The following is a 24,112-nucleotide window of genomic DNA, read 5'->3' as shown; positions in this document are numbered from 1 at the left end:
AATCGCCGCCATGCCCACGCTGCGCAACCCCCACGCCTTCGCCCGCCATCTGGCGCGCTGGGTGCTGCTGTGTTTTGCGCTGTCGCTGGGCGTGGCGATTGCCGCGCCGCTGACGCATCCGCTGGCCATGGAGCTGGTCTGCTCCAGCGCCGGTGCCGTCAAGCTGCTGGTCAAGTCGGCCGATGGCAGCACCCAGGTGGTGAGCCAGATGGGAGACTGCCCGCTGTGCCTGACCCCTGGCGCACCGCCGCCAACAGCCCGGGTGCAGGTCGAACCGGCCCAACCCCTGGCCTATGTGCTGCGCAGCATTCCGGCTGCCCACATCGCCTGGCTGACCGCCGCGCCGCTGCCGGCGCGCGGGCCGCCGACCCTGCTCTGAACTATCAAATATGTAGCTACTCGTGCAGGTACCACCTGCGCTAGCGGCTGATTTCTTGTTTGTTTTGAGCTTGGGTCACGCGACCCAATATTGCCATGTCTATTTCAATTGCTATTAAATCCGTAGCTGCCTGCGCAGCTGTTATCTGCGCCAGCAGCGCTTTGGCCCATGTCACCCTCGCCGACCAGGCGGCGCTGGCCGGCACCTACTACCGCGCCACCCTGCGCGTCGGCCACGGCTGTGAGGGCTCGCCCGTGACCGCCTTGCGCGTCACCATCCCGGCCGGCTTCCAGGGCGCCAAGCCCATGCCCAAGGCCGGCTGGCTGCTGGCCATCAAGAGCGGCAAGCTCGACAAGCCCTATGACGACCACGGCACGCAGATCACCGAAGGCGTGACCGAAATCACCTGGACCGCCGCCTCCAAAGACAGCTGGCTGCAGGACGCCTACTACGACGAATTCGTGCTGCGCGGCGCCCTGCCTGCCACGGCCGGCGCCATGTGGTTCAAGGTGCTGCAGGTCTGCGAGAAAGGCAGCGTCGACTGGTCTGAAGTGCCTGCCAGCGGAACCTCCAGCAAGGGCTTGAAGAACCCGGCGGCGCTGCTGGAAATCATCCCGTCCGAACACGTCGGCCATGCCCATTAAAGGAATGAATGCTATGAAATTCGCAGCTATTGCCGCAATGTTGGTCTGCGCCAGCGGCCCATTGTTTGCCCAGAACGTGGAAGTCAGCAACGCCTGGGCCCGCACCACCGTGCCAGGCCAGAAGGGCAGCGGCGCCTTCATGACACTGACCGCCAAGGAGGCGGCCCGGCTGGTCTCCGTCTCCACCCCGGTGGCCGGCGTGGCCGAGGTGCACGAGATGAAGATGGAGGGTGATGTGATGAAGATGCGCGCGCTGCCCGGCGGCCTGGATCTGCCGGCCGGCAAAGCCGTGGCCCTGACCCCCGGCGGCTACCACATCATGCTGATGGACCTGAAGGCCGCACTGCCCAAGGACAGCACCATCCCGCTGACCCTGGTGTTCCAGGACGCCAAGGGTGTGCAGAGCAAGCAGGAGCTCAAGTTGCCGATCGCCACCACTGCGCCAGCCGGCACGGCCGAGCACAAGCACTGAAGGTTTGGCTCACCCCCAGGCTGCACACTGCATGTTTTCGCCAACCCCCTTGCAGGGGGCGAACCCAGTGGCCCGGCAAAGCCGGTTCCACGGGTTCTTGGCGTACGGTCCGTCGCACTTGCCATGGGGTTAGCGTTGCGATCCCGCAGGCCATTGGGGTAAGCTGCGTGGACACCACCCCAGGAGACACCATGAGCGATACACCCGCCTTTGATTTCAGCAAATTCGTGCCCGGCTTCGACTTCTTGCAGAACCTGGGCAAAGGCGCGGCGAACGCGGCCCCGGCCATGCCCGCCATGGGCGGCTGGGTTGCTCCCACCATCAATGTCGAAGAGCTGGACAAGCGCATCACCGAGTTGAAGGCCGTGCAGTTCTGGCTCGACCAGAACGCGGTCGCGCTGAAGGCCACCATCCAGGCGCTGGAGGTGCAGAAAATGACACTGGCCACGCTCAAGGGCATGAATTTCAGCATGACCGACCTGGCCAGTGCCTTCAAGCTCAAGCCGGATGTGGCGGCCGAAAAACCGGTAGAGAAACCGGCCGAAAAGCCTGCTGCGCCCGAACCTGCACCGGCGCCCGCCGAAGCCGCTGCCGAGGCGCCCGCCGCGTCCGGTGTGGTCGACCCGCTGAAGTGGTGGGGCTCGCTGACCGAGCAGTTCCAGCAGATCGCCGGCGTGGCCCTGAAGGACGCCAGCACCCAGGCGGCCATCGAGAAGAGCAAGAACCTGGCGACCAATTTCGCGGCCGAAGCCCTGAAAAGCGTAGGCGCCATGGCCAAGGCCGCCCAGGTGCCGCCGGCCAAGCCTGCCGCCGCCAAAGCCGCTGCCAAAAAGACCCCAACCAAGAAAGCGCCGGCGAAAAAGGCCGCGGTGAAAAAGCCGCTGAACTGATATCCTGAATCCGAACTGCATTCCGAGCTGGCTATGAAACTCTTTCCCCACGGCCATGCCACCCACCCGCAATGGCGCATGGCCGCCGGTCTGGTCCTGGCGCAACTGCGCGCCCACATGGCCTTGCCCGACTACGCCAGCGCGCCCGCCCTGGGCCTGCTTTACATCACCGACCACTATGCGGCCGACGCCCAGGACATCCTGGACCACCTCAGCGGCGAGCTGCCCGAGGTGACCGACTGGTCGGGCACCGTGGGCATAGGCATCGCCGCCAACAATGTCGAGTATGTGGATGAGCCTGCGCTCAGCGTCATGCTGTGCGACCTGCCGGCCGACCAGTACCGGGTGTTTTCGGGCGTGGCCCCGCTGGGCCTGGGTTTCGAGGCGCATACCGCCCTGGTCCATGCCGATGCCAACACCCCCGATTTGACCGAGCTGGTGGCCGAAATGGCCCAGCGCACCGATACCGGCTACCTGTTCGGCGGCCTGGCGTCGAGCCGCTCGCGCTCGGTGCAGTTTGCGGTCGGTGGCAACGGCAACATCAAAGGCCATGGCGCGGCGCGCGGCGTGTTCAGCGGCGGCCTGAGCGGCGTGGCCTTTGGTGGCGGCGTGCCCCTGGTGTCGCGCGTCACCCAGGGCTGCCAGCCGATCACCGCTACCCGGGTGGTCACCGCGTCCGACGCCAACCTGGTGCTGGAACTGGACGGCGAGCCCGCGCTCGACGTGCTGCTGCGCGACCTGGGCGTGAACCTGGAGCAGCCGCAGGAAGCCCTGGGCCGGGTCCGCGCCACCCTGGTCGGCCTGACCCGCGCCGCCGTTGGCGATGCCGTGGTGCGCACCGCGCATTTCGGCAGCGATGTGGTGGTGCGTCACATCATCGGCCTGGACCCCACGCGCAAAGGCGTGGCGATTGGCGACAACGTGGAGGTCGGCACCCGGCTGGCCTTCTGCCAGCGCAATGTGGCGGCGGCCAGGGCTGATCTGGTGCGCATCTGCGCCGAGATCCGCGAAGAACTCGAGCCCGAAGAGCTGTCGGTCGAGCTGGCCACCGCGCTGGCTGCGCCCGAGGCCGAATCCGCCCCCCACCCGGCGCGGCGCATTGCCGGCGCTGTCTACGTGAGTTGCACCGGCCGCGGCGGCAACCACTTTGGTGGCCCCAGCGCCGAGCTGCAAATCGTGCGCCGGGCCCTGGGCGACGTCCCCCTGGTCGGCTTCTTCGCAGCTGGCGAGATCGCCCGGCAAAACCTGTACGGCTACACCGGCGTGCTGACGGTGTTTACCGACGCAAGGCCATAAACGCCGCAAACTCCCAGCGCCGCATGCCCAGCACCAGGGTGTAGGCTTCGCGCGCATCCTCGGGCAGCTTTTGGTCGGCCAGGTGCTGCTGGGCAAAGTCCTGCGCTACCCGCTGCAGCCGCTCCAGGAACACCGGCGCCAGGCTGCGGCTCACCGAGCCATGCACCAGCAGCAGGCCCTCGCCCGGGCCGTCAAAACCTCCGCTGTAGTAGTCCAGCACCACGTCCTCGCGGAAGAACTGCATCACCGGCCCGTGCGGCCGCCAGCGGAAGGCTTTGGCCAGCCGCAACCGGTAGCGGTTCAGGGGGCGCAGCTCGATGATGCCGATGCGGTCCAGCTGCGCCAGGCAGGCAATGCACTCGGCCTCGCTGAGCCGGTAGCAAGTGACGATCTGCTCCAGCGTCCACTGGCTGAGCACGCAGATCGCTACCAGCAGCAGCTTTTTGTCGGCTACCACCGCGCGCTCCTGTTCCTGCGTCAGCTCGGCCAGCAGTGGCTGGGCGTCGGCCACCCGGCGCGCCAGCTCGGCAAAGTCCAGCTTCAGCGCGCGGCAGATCGCGTCCACCCGCGACAAGGGCATGTCCCCTTTGGACAGCATGCGCTTGACGCTGGACTCCGCCACCCCCAGCTTGGCCGCCAGGTCGGCGTAGGTCAGCTGGGCGGCTTTGAGTTCCTTCTTCAGGGCGGTGACGAGGTCGGCGGTGGTGCTCATGGGTATCGATTATTGATACCTTTTGTACTGCAAGCGTATGCAGGTCGGGATTTTGTGGCGGGTTTGTGCGCGCAGTCTCGACACTCGCGCCACTCAATTTTCAAGGAGTTGGCTGTGACGTTCTTTTTACGGGATCTGGGCAACCGCCGGCGGCGGCCTGCTCTGCAATGCACAGGGGCTGGGCACAATGCAGCCCACATGCCACAAGGAAGCCACCATGCCCCCATCCACCACTGAGCTCACCCGCCGCGCGTTCTTGGGCAGCGTGGCCGCTGGGGCGGCGCTGGCGGCGACCGATGCGGCGGCCACTTGCCCAGCCGACCCCTTGAGCGTGTGCAATGTGACCCACCTGTATTCGGTGCCAACGGCGCAGATTGTGGCGGTGCGCAATGCCGACGACATCCGCCAAGCCCTGCGGCGCTGGCCGGGCCGGGTCAGCGTGGGCGGCGGGCGCTTCAGCATGGGCGGGCAGACCGCGCTGGCGGGTGGGCTGCAGCTGGATATGCGCAGCATGCAGCAGCTGGTTGCGCTCGACCCGGTGGGCAAGGTGGCGAGGGTGCAGGCGGGCATGCGCTGGCGGGACTTGCAGACGCTGATCGACCCGCACGGCCTGGCGGTGCGCACCATGCAGAGCTACGCCAACTTCACGGTTGGCGGCTCGGTATCGGTGAACTGCCATGGGCGCTACGTGGGGCACGGGCCTATCGTCTCCAGCGTGCGGGCGCTGCAATTGGTGTTGGCAGATGGCACGGTGCTGGAGGTCTCGCCCGAGCAGCATGCCGAGCTGTTTTTTGCGGCGATTGGCGGCTACGGCGGCGTGGGCGTGGTGACCGAGGTGGAGTTGGCGCTGGACGACAACTTTGCCATACAGCGCCATACCGAACGGGTGGCGCTGGCGGACTATCCCGCCTGGTTCAAGCAACAGGTGGCCAGCGATCCCGGCGCGCTGCTGCACAACGCGGATCTGCAGGCGCCGGACTTCGGGCAGCCGCATTGCGTGACCTGGCGGCGCAGCGACAAGCCGCTGACGCAGCCGGCCCGGCTGCGCAGCACCCAGGGGCGCTACCTGAAGGAAAAAGCCGCCATCTGGGCCATGACCGAACTGCCGGGCGGGGACGTGTTGCGCCGCCAGCTGGTCGACCCTTTGCAGGACCGACCCGCCGTGGTCTGGCGCAACTACGAGGCCAGCCACGACGTGGCCGAGCTGGAGCCCGCTACGCGCTCCATCGCCACCTATGTGCTGCAGGAGTACTTTATTCCCGAGCGCCATTTCCTGGCGTTCGCGCGCCAGATGGCGGCGCTGCTGCAGCAGTCGTCCACCGGCACCTTGAACGTGTCGATCCGCCATGCGCCCGCCGACCGCCAGACCTTGATGGCCTGGGCACAGGAGGACGTGTTTTCCTTCGTGGTCTATTACAAGCAGCGGGTCGCCGGGGCCGCCCAGCCTGCCGTGGCCGAATGGACCCGATCGATGGTGGGCCTGGCCCTGGCGCATGGGGGCACGTACTATCTGCCCTACCAGTTGCATGCCACGCAGCAGCAGTTCGATGCGGCTTATCCCCAGGCCACCAGGCTGCGGGCCTTGCGCCAAAGCCTGGGGGCGACCCGGTTCAGCAATGCCTTGTGGGACCGGTACGGCGTTTGAACACCACTATGTTTGCTATATTTTAAATAGCTGTACGTGCACATAGAATGTGCGCTACAGCCCTATTTGGCATTAAAAATGACACTACAGACAAACGATTCCGCGCCCCATCCCAACCAGTTCGCGCTGCTCAAGCAGCGGCGGTTTGCGCCGTTCTTCTGGACCCAGTTTTCCGGCGCGGCGAACGACAACCTGTTCAAGTTCTCGTTCACGGTGATGGTGACCTACCAGCTCAGCGTCAGCTGGTTGCCGCCGGCGCTGGCAGGGCTGGTGATCGGGGCGCTGTTCATTCTGCCGTTCCTGCTGTTCTCGGCGACCAGCGGGCAGCTGACCGACAAGTTCCCCAAGACCCGGATGATCCGCGCGGTGAAGAACCTGGAGATCGCCATCATGCTGGTGGCGGCCTATGGCTTCTTCACGACCAACCTGACGGTGCAGATTCCGGTGCTGCTGGCCTGCGTGTTCCTGATGGGCCTGCACTCCACCTTGTTCGGGCCGGTCAAGTTCGCCTACCTGCCGCAGGTGCTGTCGGACGCCGAGTTGACCGGCGGCAACGGCATGGTGGAGATGGGCACCTTCGTGGCCATTTTGCTGGGCAATATCGTCGGCGGGCTGCTGGTGACGATTCCTGAGGTCGGGCACACCGCGGTGGCCATCGGCTGCGTGGCGCTGGCGCTGATCGGCCGCTGGCTGGCGCAGGCGATTCCCGAGCTGGCGGCCACCGATCCGCAGCTGAAGATCAATTGGAACCCGTTCACCGAAACCTGGCGCAACCTGCAGCTGGCGCACGGCAACCTGGTGGTGTTCCGCTCGCTGCTGGGCATCAGCTGGATGTGGTTCTTTGGTGCGGTGTTCCTCAGCCAGTTCCCCAGCTTTGCCAAGGAGGTGCTGCACGGCGACGAGCAGGTGGCCACGCTGCTGCTGGTGCTGTTTTCCATCGGCATCGGCACCGGTTCGCTGCTGTGCGAGGTGCTGAGCCGCCGGCATGTGGAGATCGGCCTGGTGCCGCTGGGCGCCATCGGCATGAGCGTGTTTGCGGTGGACCTGTACTTTGCCTCGCGCGGCCTGCCGGTGGTGCCGGTGATGGGTCTGGGGGCTTTTGTGGCGCAATCCGCGCACTGGCGGGTGATGGCCGACCTGGCGCTGCTCAGCCTGTTTGCCGGGCTGTACAGCGTGCCCATGTACGCGCTGATCCAGCTGCGCAGCCAGCCCACGCACCGGGCCCGCATCATCGCAGCCAACAATATCCTGAACGCGCTGTTCATGATTGGCAGCTCGGTGATCGCCGGCGCGCTGCTCAGCAGCGGCTTCAGCATTCCGCAGATCTTCTTGTTCACCGGCCTGGCGAATGCGGTGGTGGCTTTCTACATCTTCCTGCTGGTGCCCGAATACCTGCTGCGCTTCGTGGCCTGGCTGCTGTCGCACTGCGTGTACCGCTTCAAGGTGACGGGCGAGCAACACATCCCGATCAGCGGCCCGGCCATCCTGGCCTGCAACCATGTGAGCTTTGTCGATGCGGTGCTGCTGATGGCGGCCAGCCCACGGCCCATCGTGTTTCTGATGGACCACCGCATCTTCCAGGTGCCGGTGCTGGGCTGGCTGTTCCGCCTGGCCAAGGCGATTCCCATCGCGCCGCGCGCCGAAGACCCGGCGGCCTACGACGCCGCGTTTGCGGCTGCCGCCAAGGTGCTGCAGGACGGCGATCTGCTGGGCATCTTCCCCGAAGGCGGCATCACCAAGGACGGCACGCTGCAGGAATTCAAGGGCGGCATCATGAAGATCCTGGAGCGCGCGCCGGTGCCGGTGATTCCGATGGCGCTGACCAATCTGTGGGGCTCGTATTTCAGCCGTATCGAGCAGGGCGGCGCCATGGTGCGTCCGTTTCGGCGCGGCATGCTGAACCGGGTGGGCTTGAACGTGGGTACGGTGGTGTCTGCCGCCGAGGTGCAGCCGGCGCTGCTGCGTAATCGGGTGGAGGAACTGCTGGCTTAGGCCGGACTCGCGTACTGGGTGAGCAGGCTTTCAAACGCATCCAGCGGCACTGGCCGGCTGAACAGATAGCCCTGGCACAGCGTGCAGCCATTCAGCGCCAGGAACGCACGCTGCTGCTCGGTTTCCACGCCCTCGGCGATCACGTCGATGCCCAGGCTGTGGGCCATGCCGATGATGGTCTGGACGATCAGGGCGTCGGTGTGCTGGATGCCGATGTTGCGCACAAAGCTCTGGTCGATCTTCAGCTGGTCGAGCGGCAGCCGCGTCAGGTAGGACAGCGAGGACTGGCCGGTGCCGAAGTCGTCCATCGAGAAGCGCAGCCCCAGCCCCCGCAGCACCTTCATCTTGGCGATGGTGTCTTCCACGTTTTCCAGGGCCAGGCTTTCGGTGAGCTCGAGCTTCAGGCGGTCCGGGCGGGCACCGGTGTGGCGCAGCAGGGCGCCGACCTGCTCCATGAAGTCCGGCTGCCGGAACTGCAGTGCGCTGACGTTCACCGCCAGCTGCAGATCGGCGGTGGCCGGGTCGTTGCGCCAGCGCTGCAGTTGCTTGCAGGCGGTTTGCAGCACCCACAGGCCGATGGGCAGGATCAGCCCGGTTTCCTCGGCCAGCGGGATGAAGTCGAAGGGTGAAACCAGACCGCGCGTGGGGTGCTGCCAGCGGATCAGCGCCTCGGCACCCACCGGCTGGTCGCCCGGGCCGATCTGGATCTGGTAGTACAGCAGGAACTGCTGCTCGGCCAGCGCGGTGCGCAAATCGTTTTCCAGCGCGGCGCGGGCGGTGACTGCGGCCTGCATCATCGGATCGAAGAAGCGGATGGCGTTGCGCCCGTCATTCTTGGCCGCGTACATGGCGAGGTCGGCGTACTTGACCAGCTCTTCCAGGGACTGGGTTTGCCCGCTGAACAGCACCGCACCCATGCTGGTGGTGCTGTGCACATGGTGCGAGGCCAGTTGGTAGGGCTGGTTCAAGGTGTCCAGGATCTTCGTGCCCACGGCCTGGGTCTGTTCCGCGGCTTCGGTGGCAAACGGGCTCAGGTCTTCCAGCAGCACCAGGAACTCGTCGCCGCCAAACCGGGCCACGGTGTCGCCTTCGCGGACACAGCTTTTCAGGCGCAGGGCCACCTGCTGCAGCAGCACATCGCCCATGTCGTGGCCCAGGGTGTCGTTCAAGGTCTTGAAGTGGTCCAGGTCCAGACACAGCAGCGCGCCGTGCTTGTCGGTACGGGTGCTGGAGGCGAAGGCCTGCTGCAGGCGGTCCATCATCAGCCGGCGGTTCGGCAGATGCGTCAGCGCATCGTAGAACGCCAGGTGCTCGATCTCCTTGGCGGCGGCGGCTTTCTGGGTGATGTCCACCAGCGTGGCGACGTAGTGGGTGAGGCTGCCGCCCGAGTCTGTGACGGCGGTGATGGTCATGTAGTACAGCCGCACGTCGGCGTTCTTGCAGCGGTTCCAGATTTCGCCCTGCCATTCGTTGGCGGTTTTCAGGCTGCTGTACATGGCTGTAAAAAAAGCCGCGTCGTGGCGACCCGAGGCCAGCATGCGCATGGGCTGGCCAATGGTTTCTTCGGCGCTGTAGCCGGTGATTTTGCTGAAGGCGTGGTTGGTGCGCAGTACCACCGCGTTGCGGTCGGTGACCAGCACGCCTTCTTGTGACTCAAAGGCAATGGCGGCGATGCGCAATTCATTCTCGGTATGTTTGCGTGCCGTGATGTCCTTGCCGATCCCGTGGTAGCCGCAAAACTGGCCGCGGTCGTCAAAAATCGGTGTACCGCTGATGGATATCCAGTACGGCTGCTTGGTGTGAATGTTGACGCGTTCGATTTCAAAATCATGGAACGGCTGGTGCTGTTGCAGCAGTGCCTTGTGCTGTTCCCATTGGGCCTCGGTCACATTCAGCGTGGGCTCCTCCCAGCGGGTATGCCCATAAGGTGAAGTGTCTTTTTTGTCGAGCTGTGATTGTGCGTTGCCCTCGAAGCGCACGAACCGAAACTGTGCATCCTGTTCCCAGTACCAGTCGGATGACAGGGCCGAGAGGATGCGAAAACGTGCCTCGTTGGCTTCCAGCTGCCGGTGCACGCGGTACGACTCGGACACGTCGCTGAACACCAGCACCACGCCCACCACCTGGCCGCTGGCGTTGCGGATGGGGGCTGCGCTGTCGGCAATCTGGTATTCGGCGCCGTCGCGCGCCAGCAGTGCCGTGTGGTTGGCCAGCTCTACGACTTCACCGTGTGCCATCACCAGTTCCACAGGGTCTGGGATGGGTTGGCGTGAACTGGTATCGACGATGCGGAACACGGCCCGCAGCGGCTGCCCCAGGGCTTCGGCCAGCGACCAGCCCGTGAGCCGCTCGGCCACGCCGTTCATGCGGGTGACTTGGCCCTCGGCATCGGTGGCAATCACGGCGTCACCAATCGAATGCAAGGTGATGGCCAGGTTTTCCTCGCTCTCGCGCAGCTGGTTCTCGAAGCTCTGCCGTTTCAAGGCCATGTTGTTGAAGCGCTGGGCCAGCTCGCCCAGTTCGCGTATGCCGGTGGTCGGCATCTGCGGCAGATAGCGCCCATGGGCCAGCCCATCGGTGGCGTCGAGCAGGCGCTGCAGCGGCTGGGCGACCGCGCGGCGTATGCCTTCGTGCGCCAGCCCAAAGCTGAGCAGCAGGCCGAGCAGCAGAAAGCCGATGTCGTTCCACATCCGCTGGTTGGCAGCGGCATACAGGTTCTCCAGCGGAATGGTCAGGCTCATGGTGGCAATGGCTTTGCCATCCGCTTCGATCAGCGGCCGGAACACCACCAGCTGGCGCTTGCCATCGCTGTCGTGGCGGTGCAGCACGCCGATATCGCCATGCTGGCTGAGCGCGCTGCTGAAATTGGCGTCATAGAACAGCAGTCCCAGTTCCAGCGGCGCCGGCGGGTAGCGGGCAATCACGTAGCCGCTGGGGTCGGTCACCCGGGCCACGGCGCCATCCGGCAGGCTCAGGTCGGCCAGGCGGCGGCTCCACCAGTCGAGAGATACCACCGCCACCGCCGCGCCCACCACCTTCTGGCTGGCGAAGTTGACCACCGGATAGGCAAAGTTGACGCTGGAGGCCTGGGTTGCGCGGTCCACCTGGAACGCGCCGACCGAAAACTCCCGCGATTGGATGGCGCGCTGGAAGTAGGGGCGGTCTGCCACGTTCACCGGCGCCCTCAAGGGGGTGGCGTTGCACAGCAGTGCGCCATCTGCCCGCGGCAGGCCCAGGTTGACATAGGTGTTGTTCAGCGACAGCACTTCGGCCAGGTACTGCGAGCAGCCCGCTGCCTCGGGTTGCTGGGCCTGCGGCAGGTAGGCCAGGTTCTGCAGAAATTCGCGGGTGTTGTTGATCAGCCTTTGCTGGGTGGCGGCCAGGCTTTTGACGGTCAGCGTGGCACGCTCTTCGGTAGCGGCAATCGCTTCGGTGCGGTTGGCCTGCGCCTGGTAGACCACCAGCACCACGGCCGGCAAGATGGTGACCAGCACCAGCAGCCGGATCCTGGCCGACAAGGAGCTCCACTTTCCAGCTTGCCACAGACGCATACCGACCTTTCCCAAGAGGGCGCTTTCCGCCATGCAGAGATGCACTTGATCTTAGCCTGCATCGGCCCCGCAAGGCTATCGGGCTGGGTAGGGTTCTACCCGCTTTGCTGCATCCGCAGCCTGCGGGCGGCATCTTCGGCCCGGGCATCGTCAATTTCGCGCAGCACGCTGCCCATGTCGACGGCGCCGGTTTTGCGCTGGTAATGGCCGGTGAGCGTCACTTCGGTGCTGAGCAGGCCGCGCTGGTACAGCTCCCACATCTCGGGGCCGAAGTCGGTGTGCAGCAGCTCGGGCGCGAACTGGCCAAAGAAGTCGCGCAGATTGAGCACATCGCGCAGCAGCATGCGCTGGGCGTGGTTGTTGCCGGCAGCATCCACCGCCTGGGGCAGGTCGATGATCACCGGGCCATCCGCTGCCAGCAGGATGTTGAATTCCGACAGATCGCCATGCACCGTGCCCGCGCACAGCATGCGCACCACCTCGGCCAGCAGGCTGGCGTGGTGGCGGCGTGCATCCTCGGCGCTGAACACCACGTCGTTCAGGCGCGGCGCGGCGTCGCCAGCGGCATCGGTGACCAGCTCCATCAGCAGAACGCCTTCAAAGAAGTTGTACGGCCGGGGCACGCGCACGCCGGCATCGGCCAGCTTGTACAGCGCATCGACCTCGGCGCTTTGCCAGGCCGCCTCCTGCGCTTCGCGGCCGAACTTGCTGCCTTTGGCCATGGCGCGGGCCTGGCGGCTGTTCTTCACCTTGCGGTTTTCGGTGTAGTCCACCGCCTGGCGGAAGCTGCGGTTCGTTGCTTCCTTGTAGATCTTGGCGCACAGGGTGTGGTCGCCGCGGCGCACCACGTAGACCATGGCTTCCTTGCCGCTCATCAGCTGGCGGACCACGGTGTCGATCAGGCCTTCTTCGACCAAGGCTTGCAGTCTGGGGGGAGCTTTCATGCGGCCCATTTTGCACCGCGCACCTCCGCGGTCAAAAGTATCGTAATTCGATACCCGGTAGCGTATTTCATCAAACTAGACGAAGAATGCGTACGGACAAGGCCGGGCGCTGGACACAATGGCGCCCATGTTCAACCACCCCTCGCAGGAAACCATGCAAGCCTCCAAAACCGTTCTGATCCACCGCGACTCCAAAGCCTGGTCGCTGCAGGTCTGGCTGTCGTTCGCCATCGCCATCTTTGTCTGCGCCGTCGGCCTGGCCTATCTGCCGGGACAGGACCTGGACCGGGCGTTCATGGTGATGGGTTACTTCTTCTGCCTGTCGGCGGCCTTCGTACTGGCCAAGTTTGTGCGCGACAACGAACGCGCCCAGGGTGAAGCCCGCGTCGCCGACACGCCGATGTTCAAGTTCGTGGTTTGGGGTGGCTTCTTGCTGGCCATGGGCCTGACCGGCTGGGGCCTGGCGCGCATGGACGTGAACGAAACCTACAAGGCCTTCCTCGGCGTGAGCTGGCTGTACCTGATTACCTGCACCTTCACCCTGGCCAAGACGCTGCGCGACAAGCATGACGCGGATGTGGGCGAAGCCCGTCTGCAAGGCCGGGCGGCGCGTGCCGACACGGCTGCGGAATAAGCCCCAAGGAAAAGCCATGAACAAGACGTTTGCTACTTTTTTAATAGCTGCCAGCGCATTCTCTATCTTCGGCGGAGCCTTTTTTGATGCACAGGCGCAGAGCGAGGCCTCGGCGCTGAGCGCCGTGTCGGCCCTGCCGGTGGCCTCGGTCGTGGTGGGCGCCAGTGCCGCCGCGGGCGCGGTGGTGGCGCTGCCGGTTGCCTTGTCCACCGCCGGTGCGGTACTGGTGGTCAAGACGGTGCAGTCCACCGCCCGCGGCACGGTGTATCTGCTGGAGCGCGCCTCGGACGGTGCGCAGGCCAGTATTGAAGTAGTCGGCAAGGGCGTGGCGGGCGCATCGCTGGTGGCGGGCAGCGTGGTCACGGTGAGCGTGATCGGCGCGGGCACCCTGCTGTCGGCGGCGGGTGAGGCGATTGCCTTCATCCCGAACGCGCTGGGCCGGGCCTTGCTGCACAACGAACGTGTGACCAACTGAACCGAAAGCCCGCCATGCGCCTGCAAATTCTGCCCGCCATCTGTCTGTGTGTTGGCCTGTGGCTGGCCCCACCCGCGCTGGCCGGGCGTTCCTGCGATGCCGAGCAGCCGCCCAAGGCCGCCACCATAGAGCGCGGCCTCACCCTGGCCGAACGCACCCTGGTGGCGCTGGACGCCAGCGGCGCGCGGGTGGTGATCCTGGCCCGCGCCGGGCAAGACCTGAGCCCGTACGGCCTGCGCTATTCGCACCTGGGGTTTGCCTACCGCCAGCCCGACGGCCAGGGCGGCTATGTGTGGCGGGTGCTGCACAAGCTCAACCAGTGCGGCACACCGGATGCCTCCATCTACCGCCAGGGCCTGGGCGAATTTTTCATGGACGACCTCTGGCGCTATGAAGCCGCCTGGGCCGTGCCCACGCCCGAGGTCCAAGAGCGCCTGCTGGTGTTGCTACAAGACACCCCCCGCGCCACCCGCCTGCACAGCAAGCCCTACAGTCTGGTCAGCTATGCCTGGGCGACCAAGTACCAGCAGTCGAACCAGTGGGCGCTGGAAACCCTGGCCGCCGCCATGGAGCCCAGTACGGACTCGCGCGAGCGGGCCCAGGCCTGGTTGAAGTTCAAGGGCTATACGCCCACCACCCTCAAGATCGGGCCGCTGACCCGGCTCGGCGCGCGCGCCACCAAGGCCAATGTGGCCTTCGACGACCACCCGAACGAGAAGCGCTTCAGCGACCGCATCGAGACCATCACCGTGGATTCGGTATTCAGCTGGCTGCAACGCGCACAACTGGCGGGCGCGCCCGTACAGTTGGCGCTGTAACAAGGAGTTGGTATGAGCAAAGCACTGCGTTTGTCCGAAAAGTGGTTCCGCCGCGGCCTGTGGCTGGTGGCCTTCATTTTTGCGGGCTTTCTGATCGGCCTGGGCGGCAGCGTGGTGGGCGATCTGCCCCAGGTCGAGCACCAGTTCACCCTGGAGGACTTCATCGACAAGCCGGCGGCCACCGAGGCGCGGGCCGCGGTCAAAGCCGGCCAACTGGCCGAACGCGATGCCGACACCGCGCTGGAGCAGGCCAACCTGAAGCTGCAGGTGGCCCAGTCCAATGGCGCGGCGGCCCGCGAAACCTTTGACAACTGGCTGGCCACGCGCCACGCCACCGGCCGCTCCGACCAGGACCCCGAGCTGCTCAGCCGCACCAAGGCGCTGGACCAGCTGAAGGCCGCCGAGCGTAGCGCCCAGACCCTGATCGACCAGCAGGAGCAGATTGCGCTGGATGCCCGCCAGTCGGTGCAGGCCGCGCAAACCCGGCTTACAGCGCTGGAAGAATCGGCCCAGACCGGCCTGGACCAGGCGCAGCGCAAACAGGAGCTGCGGGTGTTCGGCTACCGGCTGGCGCTCACCCTGCCGCTGCTGGCCATTGCCGGCTGGCTGTTTGTGAAACAGCGCAAAAGCACCTACTGGCCGTTTGTCTGGGGTTTCATCTACTTTGCGCTGTTCGCCTTTTTTGTCGAACTCGTGCCGTATCTGCCCAGTTACGGCGGCTATGTGCGCTATGTGGTCGGCATCGTGCTCACCGTGCTGGTCGGACGCCAGGCCATCGTGGGACTGAACCGCTACCTGGAAAAGCAAAAGCTCGCCGAAGCCCTGCCCGATGCCCAGCGCCGCGAGGAACTCAGCTACGACGTGGCCCTGGCCCGTTTGGCCAAAAGCGTTTGCCCGGGCTGCGAACGCCCGGTGGACCTGAAGAACGACAGCATCGACTTCTGCCCGCACTGCGGCATCGGCCTGTTCGACCACTGCGCGCCCTGCCACACCCGCAAGAGCGCGTTCGCCAAGTTTTGCCACGCCTGCGGCACCTCGGCGAGCCGCCCGGCAGAGCCTGTGGGAACTTAGCCACAGTCCGGCACGGGCAGGGGGCTGCATTTAAGATACGGGTTATCCCCTATCTGAACCTGGCCCGCGACCCGCACGGGCTGCCCCACCATGTCTTTGCTTGACCACTTGCGCACCCGCCTGCCCCTGTTCGCCCTGACCGTGGGTTCCTTCGGCATAGGCTCTACCGAGTTCGTCATCATGGGCTTGCTGCCCGAGGTGGCGGGTGACCTGGATGTGTCCATCCCCTCGGCCGGCATGCTGGTCACCGGCTATGCCATGGGCGTGGTGGTCGGCGCACCGCTGATGGCCGTGACCTTGTCCAAGGCGCCGCGCAAGGGTGCTCTGCTGACCCTGATGGCCATCTTCATGCTGGGCAATCTGCTGTGCGCGCTGGCGCCCAGCTTCGGCCTGATGATGGCGGCGCGGGTGTTTACCGCGTTCGCGCATGCGGCCTTCTTCGGCATGGGCGCGGTGGTGGCCGCGGACCTGGTGCCGCGCGACCAGCGGGCCCAGGCCATGGCGCTGATGTTTGCCGGCCTGACCCTGGCCAATGTGCTGGGCGTGCCCGGCGGTACTGCCTTGGGCCAGGCGCTGGGCTGGCGCTATACCTTCGGCGTGGTGGCGGCCATCGGCCTGGTGGCGCTGGTGGGGCTGGCGGCTTTGCTGCCGCGCATGGCGGCTGTGCCCGGCCCCGGCCTGGCCAAGGAGTTCAGCATGCTGCGCGACCCGCGGGTGTTGCTGGGCATGGCCTTGAGCGGGGTATCGGCGGCCAGCCTGTTTTCCGTCTTCACCTATATCCGCCCGATCTTGAGCGGTGTGACCCAGGTCAGCGATGACGGCGTCAGCCTGTTCCTGCTGCTGTTCGGCGTGGGCCTGACGGTGGGCAATCTGCTGGGCGGACGCCTGGCCGACCGCCGGCCGCTGCGCATGCTGGTGGCCATCTTCTTCCTGCTGACCCTGGTGCTGGCGGGCTTCACGCTGACCAGCGCCTACTGGGGCCCGGCGCTGCTGACCCTGTTCGTCTGGGGCGTCATTTCGTTCGCCGCCGTGCCGGCCCTGCAGATCCGCGTGATGGACGCTGCCCACGGCTCGCCCAATCTGGCTTCCACGCTGAACCAGGGCGGTTTCAACATCGGCTGTGCGGGCGGCGCCTATCTGGGCGGCCTGGCCATCCAGTCGGGTGTGTCCTATGCGCAGCTGCCCTGGGTGGGCGCGGCGCTGGCGTTGTTGGCGTTTGGCATGACTTTCGTCGCCCGGGCCCAGGACCGCAAGTACGGCCGCCAAGCGGGCGCAGCGCGGGACGCTGCGGCTTTTGCCCATTGATTTTTAGATAAATCATGCCGCTGGCGCAGGTGGAATCAGCGCAGGCAGCTATCAAATAGATAGTGCCTCTGCGGTCGCGTCTCTGCCATAGTGTTGCGGTTCAGCGGTCTGCTGCGTCGGGGCTGTAGCTCCATTGCGGGGTCAGCAACAGTATGGCCAGCGACGCCAGCGCCAGCAGTACGCTGCCATATAAAAACACGCTGCTGCCACCGAGCCGCAGCGGATAAATCTTCCAGGCGGCGCCCAGCCCGATGGCATTGCCGCCTGCGGCCAGCATGGTGGTGGCGAAGTCATGGAAGCGCCGGGCCTTGTTGGCGCCTTTGGCCCAGCGCGGTTCGGTGTTGTAGCTGGGCAAAGTCTGGTGGGCGTTGTCCAGGCGTTCGAGCTCGGACAGAAAAGTGCGCAGGTTGGAAATCGCGCGCTCGGCCTTGTAGTTGAGCAGCGCCAGGCACAGCGACGCCACCGGAAAACCCAGCAACAGCCATTCGATCGGTGGTTCTTCGGCACCTGCGCCGGGCCGCAGCGCCACCAGCGCGGCCAGCAGGCTCACCACCAGGGTCACATACAGGGCCAGGGCCTGCTGCCGCTGGACAATGCGGGCATTGACCTCCTGGTTCGCGGCGATAAAGCGGTAGTTGGCATCGACGTAGGATTTGCTCATGGGCAAATTATCGGCCGTGCGCCAAGCTACCAGGCCAGCTGCAGCGGCCGCCCCTGCGCCGGAAATACGGGTACCGCCGGTGCGGCGGGAAACACCTCGCTAGGGCCGCGTTCGCGCGGGTCCAGGAAGTCGCTGAGCACGTCGTCGCGCAGGCGGATGAAGGCCGGGTCGCTGCGATTGCGCGGGTGCGGCAGATCGACCCGCACGGTGCGGCGGATGCGCCCCGGGTGCGGCTGCATCACCACCACCTGGTCGCCCAGGAACACGGCTTCCTCCACGTCGTGGGTGACCAGCAGCATGGTGATCTTTTCCTTTTGCCAGATGCGCTGCAGCTCGCCCTGCAGGCGCGCGCGGGTCAGCGCATCGAGTGCGCCAAACGGCTCGTCCAGCAGCAGTACGCGCGGCCGGTTCACCAGGCCGCGGGCGATCGCCACGCGTTGCGCCATGCCGCCGGAGATTTGGTGCGGATAAGAGTGTTCGAAGCCTTCCAGGCCCACCAGGGCCACGTGTTCGGCCACCAGGCCGCGCTTCTGGCCTTCGGTGAAGGGTGCGTTGCGCAGGCCTACCGCGATGTTCTGCGCCACGGTGAGCCAGGGGAACAGGCGATGGTCCTGGAACACGATGCCGCGCTCGCGCCCCGTGCCGGTGATGGGTTCGCCATCGAGCAGGATCTGGCCCTCGTAGTCGGCATCGAGGCCGAGCACCAGGCGCAGCAGCGTCGACTTGCCGCAGCCGCTGGCGCCGACGATGCTGACGAACTGGCCGCTGGGGATGTGCAGGTCGATGTTCTGCAGCACCTGCAGCGTGCCACCTGCGGCCTGGGTGCTGGCGTAGCGTTTGCCCACGCCGCGGATGTCGAGCTCGTTGGCTACCACGGTCTCAGTCGTCATGTTGTTCTACCTTTGAAAATGCGCCGTTCCAGCAGGCGCGCGGATGCGTTCATTAACCAGCCCACCACGCCGATCACCGCCATGCCGAAGATCACCAGGTCCATCTGGAAATGCTCGCTGCCTTCGATCAGCAGATTGCCGACGCCGCGGCCCGATACCAGCAGGTATTCGGCGCCGATGGTGGCCAGCCAGGAATAGATCAGCGCCAGGTAGACGCCAGTGAAGATCGACGGAATCGCCGAGGGCAGTACCACCTGCGTGACCGTCTGCCAGCGCGTGTAGCCATAGACGCGGGCCACTTCCAGCAGGCTGGCCGGCGTGTTGCGGATGCCGGCCGCGGTGTTGACCACCACCGGCACCAGCGCGGCCAGCGACAGGAACACCACCTTGGCCACGTCCCCCAGGCCGAACCACACCGAGATCAGTGGAATCCAGGCGAACAGCGAGATCTGCTTGAAGGTGTTGAAGCTCGGGCCAACCAGGCGGTTGAAGCGCGGCCACAGGCCGAGCAGCGCGCCGAGTACCAGGCCGGAGGCTGTGCCTATGAAGAAGCCGGTCAGCTCGCGCGCCAGGCTGGCGCTGAGGGCTCGCCAGAGCCGGCCGCTGCTAACCATCTCCCAGGCCGTCTCCAGCACCTTGGCGGGCGAGACCAGCAGGGCGGAGTTCACCAGGTCGAGTTTGGAGACCAGCCACCACAGCGCGACAGCGGCCACCGGCAGCACCAGGCCGCGCCAGCGCTGGCTGGCGGGCACGGCCAGCGGCACGACGGTGGCAAGCTCGGCGTTGTCGAGTGCGCCGGCCATCAGTGCGCTCCCTCGGCGCTGGCTACGCGGCTGCCGATGAAGCGGCGCTCGGTCAGATCCAGCAGCCGGTCGATGGCGTAGCCGATGGCGCCGACCACGATCACCGCGGCCATCACCAGGTCCAGCTGGAACAGCTGCCGGCCGTAGACGATCAAATAGCCCAGGCCTTCGCTCGACGCCACCAGCTCGACTACCACCAGCGACAACCAGGCCTTGGTGAAACCGAGGCGGATGCCGGTGAACAGCGTGGGCACGGCGGTGGGCAGCACGATCTCCAGCACCTGCTGGCGCCGCGTATAGCCATAGACCTCGCCCACTTCGCGCAGGTTCACGGGGGATTGTCGAAAGCCCTGCAAGGTGTTCAGCGCCACCGGCACCAGTGCCGCCTTGGCGATGAGTATGTATTTCAGCGGCTCGCCTATGCCGACCAGCAACAGCACAAACGGCAGCCAGGCCAGCACCGGTATCTGCACCAGCGCGTTGAAGCTGGGCAGCACATAGGCTTCCACGCTGCGCGACAAGCCCATGGCCGTGCCCAGGGCCAGGCCGATCAGGCTGCCGACCGCGAAGCCCACCAGCACCCGCTGCAAACTCGCCGACACATGCAGCCACAGGTCGCCGCTGGCGGCCAGGTCCTGCAGCGTCTCCAGCACAAACAGTGGCGGTGGCAGCACCTGGGCAGAGATCCAGCCTTGGGCCGCGCCCAGCGTCCACAGGGCCAGCAGGGTCAGCGGTAGCCAGAGTGGCTCCAGCACCGCGGTCGTGCGGTGCAGCAGATGCTGCACCGTGGAGCCGGTGCTCAGCGGCGGGGTGGCGGCCTGCTCGGCCGGGGCCGGCAGGGTGGCGGTGGCGTCAGCGGACATGGGCGTCTATGCTTACTTCGAGGCCACCGTGGCCGCACCGGTCTTGGGTTTGCCCTTGGCGTCGAAGGCGGTCCAGCGGTTTTCCAGGCCCTGCTTCTTCAGCGCGGCCTTCAGGTAGCGGGTGTCGAACCAGCCGTCCACCGGCACTTCGCGCCGTATCAGCTTGAGCTTGACCGCATCGCTGACCACCGCCTTGTAGCGGCCGATGATGAAGTCGTCGACCAGGGGCGAGTTGCGTACCGCCAGGTCCTGCTTGTCGAACTCGGCCTCCCACGAGGCCACCGGCGTGCCGCTGCGCGCCCAGAGCTTGAACAGCTCGGCCCGGTTCTTCTCGTCCGAGGCCCAGTCGGCCGCGCGCACGAAGACGTCGACGACACGCTGGACTTCGGCCGGATTCTCTTTCTCGAAGTCTTCACGCACCAGCAGCGATGCCTGGCGGGTGTAGGCCGGGTCCTGGCCCTGGGTGGAATAGACCACCTTGGCCAGGCCCTGGTCGCGCACCTTGAACCATTCGTAGCCGCCAAAAGCCGCGTCCACACCGTTCGACACCAGGGCGGCCTGTGAACTGCCGGTGTCCAGGTTCACCGCCTTCAGGTCCCGCTCGGCCAGGCCGTTGGCTGCCAACACATTGTTGGCCACCAGGTGGCCGTTGGTGCCGCGGAAGATCGATACCTTCTTGTCCTTCAGGTCCTTGATACCGCGGATCTCCGACTGCGGCGGCGTCACCACATACAGGTTGTTGCGCGCGCCGCTGACCAGCAGCAGCTTGGTCTTCAGGCCGTTGGCCAGGCCGATGACCTGGGGCAGGTCGCCCTGGTAGGCGAAGTCGATCTGCTTGTTCGACAGCGCTTCATTCACGGCTGGCCCTGCGCCCTTGAAGAACAGCCATTCGACCTGCACACCCGATGCCTTGAACTCCTCCTCCAGCCACTGGTTGCCGCGCACCACGCCACCGGGCGAGCCACCCCAGTTGACCGGGTCGCCACCCCCGGCGGTGGCCACGCCGATGCGTATCACCTGCGGCGCGGCCTGCAGCGAGAAGGAGGCAATGGACAGCGCCAGACCGGCGGCGGCCAGGCTGATGCGGCGGATTTTGGAGAATGCTTTGGACATGGTGCTACCTTGGAAATGGAATAGAGAGCCGCTCAGACCTTGCCGCGTACTTTGTCAGCGATGTCTGTGCCTTCGAAGAAGCGCGGATGGGCCTCGGTGTAGAACTTGTAGGGGTTGCCGAAGGTGAAGGCCTTGAAGTCGGCGGCCGAGATCACGCCTTGCTCCACCAGGTCCCAGCTTTCGGCCAGCGGCTCGGTCAGGTCCGGCACGTCCCAGTGGCCGATGTCGGACGACCAGATGGCGTTGATCTTCACGCCCAGCGGGTGCACCTTGTGGTTGAAGGCCGCGGCCACGGTGCGGTCGTCGGCCTCGGAGCCGAAGAAGAAGTTGTTCACCCAGCGGTCGCGGATGTCTTCCACGCTTTCGATGCCGGCGGCTTTGAAATCGTCCAGCTCATCATCCACCGGATCGCGGCTGTGCGGCAGCGCCGAGATGCCCAGGCTGTCGCGCAGCAGGGTCTCGCGGTTCACCGGCTTGCCCTTGGTCAGGTCCTGGCCGTAGCGTTCGAACAGCGAAGCCAGCAACTCAATGTCGGCATGCGCGGGGTTGTAGTTCTGCACCGCATGGCGGTTGCGCTTTTCCCAGCGGTCCACCAGATGCGTGTAGACGTGCGAGCCCCAGTCGGCGCCGCCTTCCAGCAGGCCCACGCGCAGGCCGGGGAAGCGTTTGGTCACGCCGCCGAAGAACAGCGCCTTGGCAAAGGCCTGCGAGCCATCGGCGAAGTGGCCTACGTGGTTGAACATGTAGTTGCTGATCGACTGCCGGCCGGTCCAGCCCTGGCTGCCGTAATGGGTGGTGACCGGCACGCCGAGCTCCACCACCTTGGCCCAGAACGGGTCGTAGTCGTGCGCGCTGTCGATGCCGAAGAAGTCGGTGTAGGTGGCGTGCTTGGCCACCTCGGGGTGCACGTCCTTGGGGTAGAGCGCGGCCACGGCAGGGATGGGCCGGCGCACGCCGCCGGGGATGTTGATGACCTTCAGGCCCAGCGTGTTCACCGCAAATTCCAGCTCTTCGATGGCCTCTTGCGGCGTGTGCATCGGGATGCCGGCCACCGGGGTCAGGCGGTGCGCGTGCTTGCGGTACTGGTCGGCGTGGAAGTGGTTGATCGCGCGGTGCAGCGGCTGGCGGAATTCGGTGCCGGCGGCGGCCGGCGACAGCACGTCGTTGGGGAACAGCACCGAGTAGTCGGCGCCTTGCTCGGCCAGGCGTTCGGCCAGCAGATCCGGCAGGGTGTAGGTGGCCAGGTCCAGTGTATTGCGGGTGACCCGGGCCCACCAGGGCGCGCGCAGCGTGCGGTTGTGCTGGCGCTCCTCGGCTGTCTGCTGGTACCAGTCCTTGCCGGCCGCGCTCTTGGTGGCGAAGCGGCCGCCCAGGGCCTTGCGCAGCGCCTCCACCAGGGCCGTGCCACCGTAGTGGTGCACATAGTCTTCCAGCGCCGGCGCGAAGTCGTTGACATGCACATCGGTGTCGATCACCGGGTGGTCCAGCCGCACCTTGACGGCAGCGGAACGCGAGGCTTGGGCGGTGTACAGGCGGTCGTTCATCAGAATTCTCCGTGGGGTGCAATGCAGATCGGCCTTTCAATGTAGAAGCCGATGGCATGCAGGCCAACGAAGGATTCCGTGTTACCTAAGACGGAATTTTTCTGAGCAGGAAGTGCTGCCTTTAGATAAAAACTGCCTATCGCGCAGGTATTGTCTGCGCTGGCAGCTATGAATTATGTAGCGTTACGTGCGGCCGGGCGCCGCACACCGCTTACACCCCGCGCGCCCGGTCCGCCTTGAACTGCGCGCGGAATGCACCGAACGTACCCGCGTCCAGCGCCTCGCGCATTTCGCGCATCAGGTTCAAGAAGTAGTGCAGGTTGTGGATGCTGGCCAGCATGGGGCCGAGCATTTCGGCGCAGCGGTCCAGGTGGTGCAGGTAGGCGCGGCTGAAGCCGTCGCGGCCGCCATTGGCGTAGGACACGCCGCTTGTGCCGGCGCAGGCGTGGCAGCTGCAGGTCACGTCCAGCGGCTGCTCGTCGGTCTTGTGGCGGGCGTTGCGGATCTTCAGGTCGCCATAGCGGGTGAACAGCGTGCCGTTGCGCGCATTGCGGGTCGGCATCACGCAGTCGAACATGTCCACGCCTTCGGCCACGCCTTGCACCAGATCTTCGGGCGTGCCCACGCCCATCAGGTAGCGCGGCTTGTGGGCTGGCAGCTTGTGCGGCGTGTGGGCCATGATGCGCAGCATCTCGTCCTTGGGCTCGCCCACGCTGACGCCGCCGACCGCGTAGCCGGGGAAGTCCATCTCCACCAGCTGGTCCAGCGACTCCTGGCGCAGGTTTTCGAACATGCCACCCTGGACGATGCCAAACAGCGCGTTCGGGTTCGCAAGCCGGGCGAACTCGGCCTGGCAGCGCTTGGCCCAGCGCAGGCTGAGCTCCATGGAGTTGCGGGCTTCGCGCTCGGTGGTGATATGGCCCTTGGTGTCGTAGGGCGTGCATTCGTCGAACTGCATCACGATGTCGGAGTTCAGCGTGGTCTGGATCTGCATGCTGATCTCGGGCGTCAGGAACAGCTTGTCGCCGTTCACCGGCGACGAGAACTTCACGCCTTCTTCGCTGATCTTGCGCATCTCGCCCAGGCTCCAGACCTGGAATCCGCCGCTGTCGGTGAGTATGGGCTTGTTCCACTTCTCGAACTGGTGCAGGCCGCCGAACTGAGCCATCACGTCCAGGCCCGGGCGCATCCACAAATGGAAGGTGTTGCCCAGGATGATCTGCGCGCCCATTTCTTCCAGGCTGCGGGGCATCACGCCCTTGACGGTGCCGTAGGTGCCCACGGGCATGAAGATCGGGGTTTGCACCACGCCGTGGTTTAGCGTCAAAGTGCCGCGGCGCGCATGGCTGCCAGCGTAGCTGCCGTCGGCAGAAGGGGCATCGGTGGCGAGTAGGTCAAATTTCAACATGG

The 24,112-nt window shown here is 65.7% G+C and carries 22 protein-coding genes; 12 read left to right on the top strand and 10 right to left on the bottom strand.

Annotated features, from left to right (window positions below; translation table 11 throughout):
- Positions 1-10 precede the first annotated feature (10 nt).
- The 5 genes from J2X19_RS23060 (at position 11) to J2X19_RS23040 (ending at position 3,681) form a co-directional block, all read left to right on the top strand.
- Complete coding sequence (locus tag J2X19_RS23060) at positions 11-379, top strand: hypothetical protein (RefSeq protein ID WP_092759992.1); 369 nt, start codon at positions 11-13, stop codon at positions 377-379.
- A 95-nt stretch (positions 380-474) separates the two neighbouring features.
- Positions 475-1,023: a YcnI family copper-binding membrane protein gene (locus J2X19_RS23055; protein ID WP_310376841.1), complete on the top strand. Its 549-nt coding sequence runs from the start codon at positions 475-477 to the stop codon at positions 1,021-1,023.
- Between the two features lie 13 nt (positions 1,024-1,036).
- Complete coding sequence (locus J2X19_RS23050) at positions 1,037-1,495, top strand: copper chaperone PCu(A)C (RefSeq protein ID WP_310376839.1); 459 nt, start codon at positions 1,037-1,039, stop codon at positions 1,493-1,495.
- 191 nt (positions 1,496-1,686) lie between these two features.
- The gene (locus J2X19_RS23045; RefSeq protein WP_310376837.1) at positions 1,687-2,385 is read left to right on the top strand and encodes a PhaM family polyhydroxyalkanoate granule multifunctional regulatory protein; all 699 of its coding nucleotides are present in this window, start codon (positions 1,687-1,689) and stop codon (positions 2,383-2,385) included.
- Positions 2,386-2,418: 33 nt separating this feature from the next.
- On the top strand, positions 2,419-3,681 hold the full coding sequence (locus J2X19_RS23040) for an FIST signal transduction protein (protein WP_310376835.1): 1,263 nt from the start codon (positions 2,419-2,421) through the stop codon (positions 3,679-3,681).
- On the opposite strand, the gene J2X19_RS23035 is transcribed toward J2X19_RS23040, so the two are convergent.
- A complete protein-coding gene (locus J2X19_RS23035; protein WP_116606599.1) occupies positions 3,662-4,393 on the bottom strand; it encodes a helix-turn-helix domain-containing protein in 732 nt (243 codons plus the stop codon). The genes J2X19_RS23040 and J2X19_RS23035 overlap by 20 nt on opposite strands.
- A 217-nt stretch (positions 4,394-4,610) precedes the next feature.
- Between J2X19_RS23035 and J2X19_RS23030 the strand changes: the two genes are divergently transcribed.
- Both J2X19_RS23030 and J2X19_RS23025 read left to right on the top strand, forming a co-directional pair.
- Positions 4,611-6,038, top strand: a complete 1,428-nt coding sequence (locus J2X19_RS23030) for an FAD-binding oxidoreductase (protein ID WP_310376832.1) — start codon at positions 4,611-4,613, stop codon at positions 6,036-6,038.
- 78 nt (positions 6,039-6,116) lie between these two features.
- Positions 6,117-8,030 carry an MFS transporter gene (locus J2X19_RS23025; protein WP_310376831.1) on the top strand — a complete coding sequence of 638 codons (1,914 nt, stop codon included), beginning with the start codon at positions 6,117-6,119 and terminating at the stop codon, positions 8,028-8,030.
- Here J2X19_RS23025 and J2X19_RS23020 read toward each other — a convergent pair.
- Together J2X19_RS23020 and J2X19_RS23015 are read right to left on the bottom strand one after the other, a co-directional pair.
- Positions 8,027-11,581, bottom strand: a complete 3,555-nt coding sequence (locus tag J2X19_RS23020; protein ID WP_473198106.1) for an EAL domain-containing protein — start codon at positions 11,579-11,581, stop codon at positions 8,027-8,029. The genes J2X19_RS23025 and J2X19_RS23020 overlap by 4 nt on opposite strands.
- Positions 11,582-11,676: 95 nt before the next feature.
- Entirely contained in the window at positions 11,677-12,525 is an 849-nt protein-coding gene (locus J2X19_RS23015; protein ID WP_310376827.1) for a PA4780 family RIO1-like protein kinase, read from the bottom strand.
- A 127-nt stretch (positions 12,526-12,652) separates the two neighbouring features.
- Here J2X19_RS23015 and J2X19_RS23010 point away from each other — a divergent pair, with 127 nt between their 5' ends.
- From J2X19_RS23010 to J2X19_RS22990, 5 genes are all read left to right on the top strand, one after another.
- On the top strand, positions 12,653-13,159 hold the full coding sequence (locus tag J2X19_RS23010) for a YiaA/YiaB family inner membrane protein (RefSeq protein WP_405048726.1): 507 nt from the start codon (positions 12,653-12,655) through the stop codon (positions 13,157-13,159).
- Positions 13,160-13,175: 16 nt separating this feature from the next.
- Complete coding sequence (locus tag J2X19_RS23005; protein WP_116606602.1) at positions 13,176-13,634, top strand: hypothetical protein; 459 nt, start codon at positions 13,176-13,178, stop codon at positions 13,632-13,634.
- 14 nt (positions 13,635-13,648) lie between these two features.
- The gene (locus J2X19_RS23000; protein WP_310376824.1) at positions 13,649-14,452 is read left to right on the top strand and encodes a DUF2145 domain-containing protein; all 804 of its coding nucleotides are present in this window, start codon (positions 13,649-13,651) and stop codon (positions 14,450-14,452) included.
- A gap of 12 nt (positions 14,453-14,464) precedes the next feature.
- A complete protein-coding gene (locus J2X19_RS22995) occupies positions 14,465-15,523 on the top strand; it encodes a serine endopeptidase (protein ID WP_116606604.1) in 1,059 nt (352 codons plus the stop codon).
- Positions 15,524-15,613: 90 nt separating this feature from the next.
- Entirely contained in the window at positions 15,614-16,828 is a 1,215-nt protein-coding gene (locus J2X19_RS22990; protein WP_310376822.1) for an MFS transporter, read from the top strand.
- 100 nt (positions 16,829-16,928) lie between these two features.
- Here the strand turns inward: J2X19_RS22990 and J2X19_RS22985 are convergent, their stop codons facing one another.
- The 7 genes from J2X19_RS22985 to tgt all read right to left on the bottom strand — a co-directional run bounded on the left by J2X19_RS22985 (position 16,929) and on the right by tgt (position 24,110).
- Entirely contained in the window at positions 16,929-17,489 is a 561-nt protein-coding gene (locus J2X19_RS22985) for a hypothetical protein (protein ID WP_310376820.1), read from the bottom strand.
- A 26-nt stretch (positions 17,490-17,515) separates the two neighbouring features.
- Positions 17,516-18,379 (bottom strand): ABC transporter ATP-binding protein, encoded by an 864-nt coding sequence (locus tag J2X19_RS22980; RefSeq protein WP_310376818.1) that lies wholly within the window; start codon positions 18,377-18,379, stop codon positions 17,516-17,518.
- The gene (locus J2X19_RS22975; protein WP_310376816.1) at positions 18,376-19,182 is read right to left on the bottom strand and encodes an ABC transporter permease; all 807 of its coding nucleotides are present in this window, start codon (positions 19,180-19,182) and stop codon (positions 18,376-18,378) included. The genes J2X19_RS22980 and J2X19_RS22975 overlap by 4 nt, the downstream gene beginning before the upstream one ends.
- On the bottom strand, positions 19,182-20,045 hold the full coding sequence (locus J2X19_RS22970) for an ABC transporter permease (protein WP_310376815.1): 864 nt from the start codon (positions 20,043-20,045) through the stop codon (positions 19,182-19,184). The genes J2X19_RS22975 and J2X19_RS22970 overlap by 1 nt, the downstream gene beginning before the upstream one ends.
- A gap of 12 nt (positions 20,046-20,057) precedes the next feature.
- Positions 20,058-21,158 carry an ABC transporter substrate-binding protein gene (locus tag J2X19_RS22965; RefSeq protein WP_310376813.1) on the bottom strand — a complete coding sequence of 367 codons (1,101 nt, stop codon included), beginning with the start codon at positions 21,156-21,158 and terminating at the stop codon, positions 20,058-20,060.
- 32 nt (positions 21,159-21,190) lie between these two features.
- The gene (locus J2X19_RS22960) at positions 21,191-22,702 is read right to left on the bottom strand and encodes an amidohydrolase family protein (RefSeq protein ID WP_310376811.1); all 1,512 of its coding nucleotides are present in this window, start codon (positions 22,700-22,702) and stop codon (positions 21,191-21,193) included.
- 211 nt (positions 22,703-22,913) lie between these two features.
- The gene (tgt, locus tag J2X19_RS22955; protein ID WP_310376809.1) at positions 22,914-24,110 is read right to left on the bottom strand and encodes a tRNA guanosine(34) transglycosylase Tgt; all 1,197 of its coding nucleotides are present in this window, start codon (positions 24,108-24,110) and stop codon (positions 22,914-22,916) included.
- Between the last annotated feature and the right edge of the window lie 2 nt (positions 24,111-24,112).

The organism is Rhodoferax ferrireducens (genome assembly GCF_031458075.1).
Lineage (GTDB): Bacteria > Pseudomonadota > Gammaproteobacteria > Burkholderiales > Burkholderiaceae_C > Rhodoferax_B > Rhodoferax_B ferrireducens_A.
This window is presented reverse-complemented; position numbering and strand designations above follow the sequence as displayed.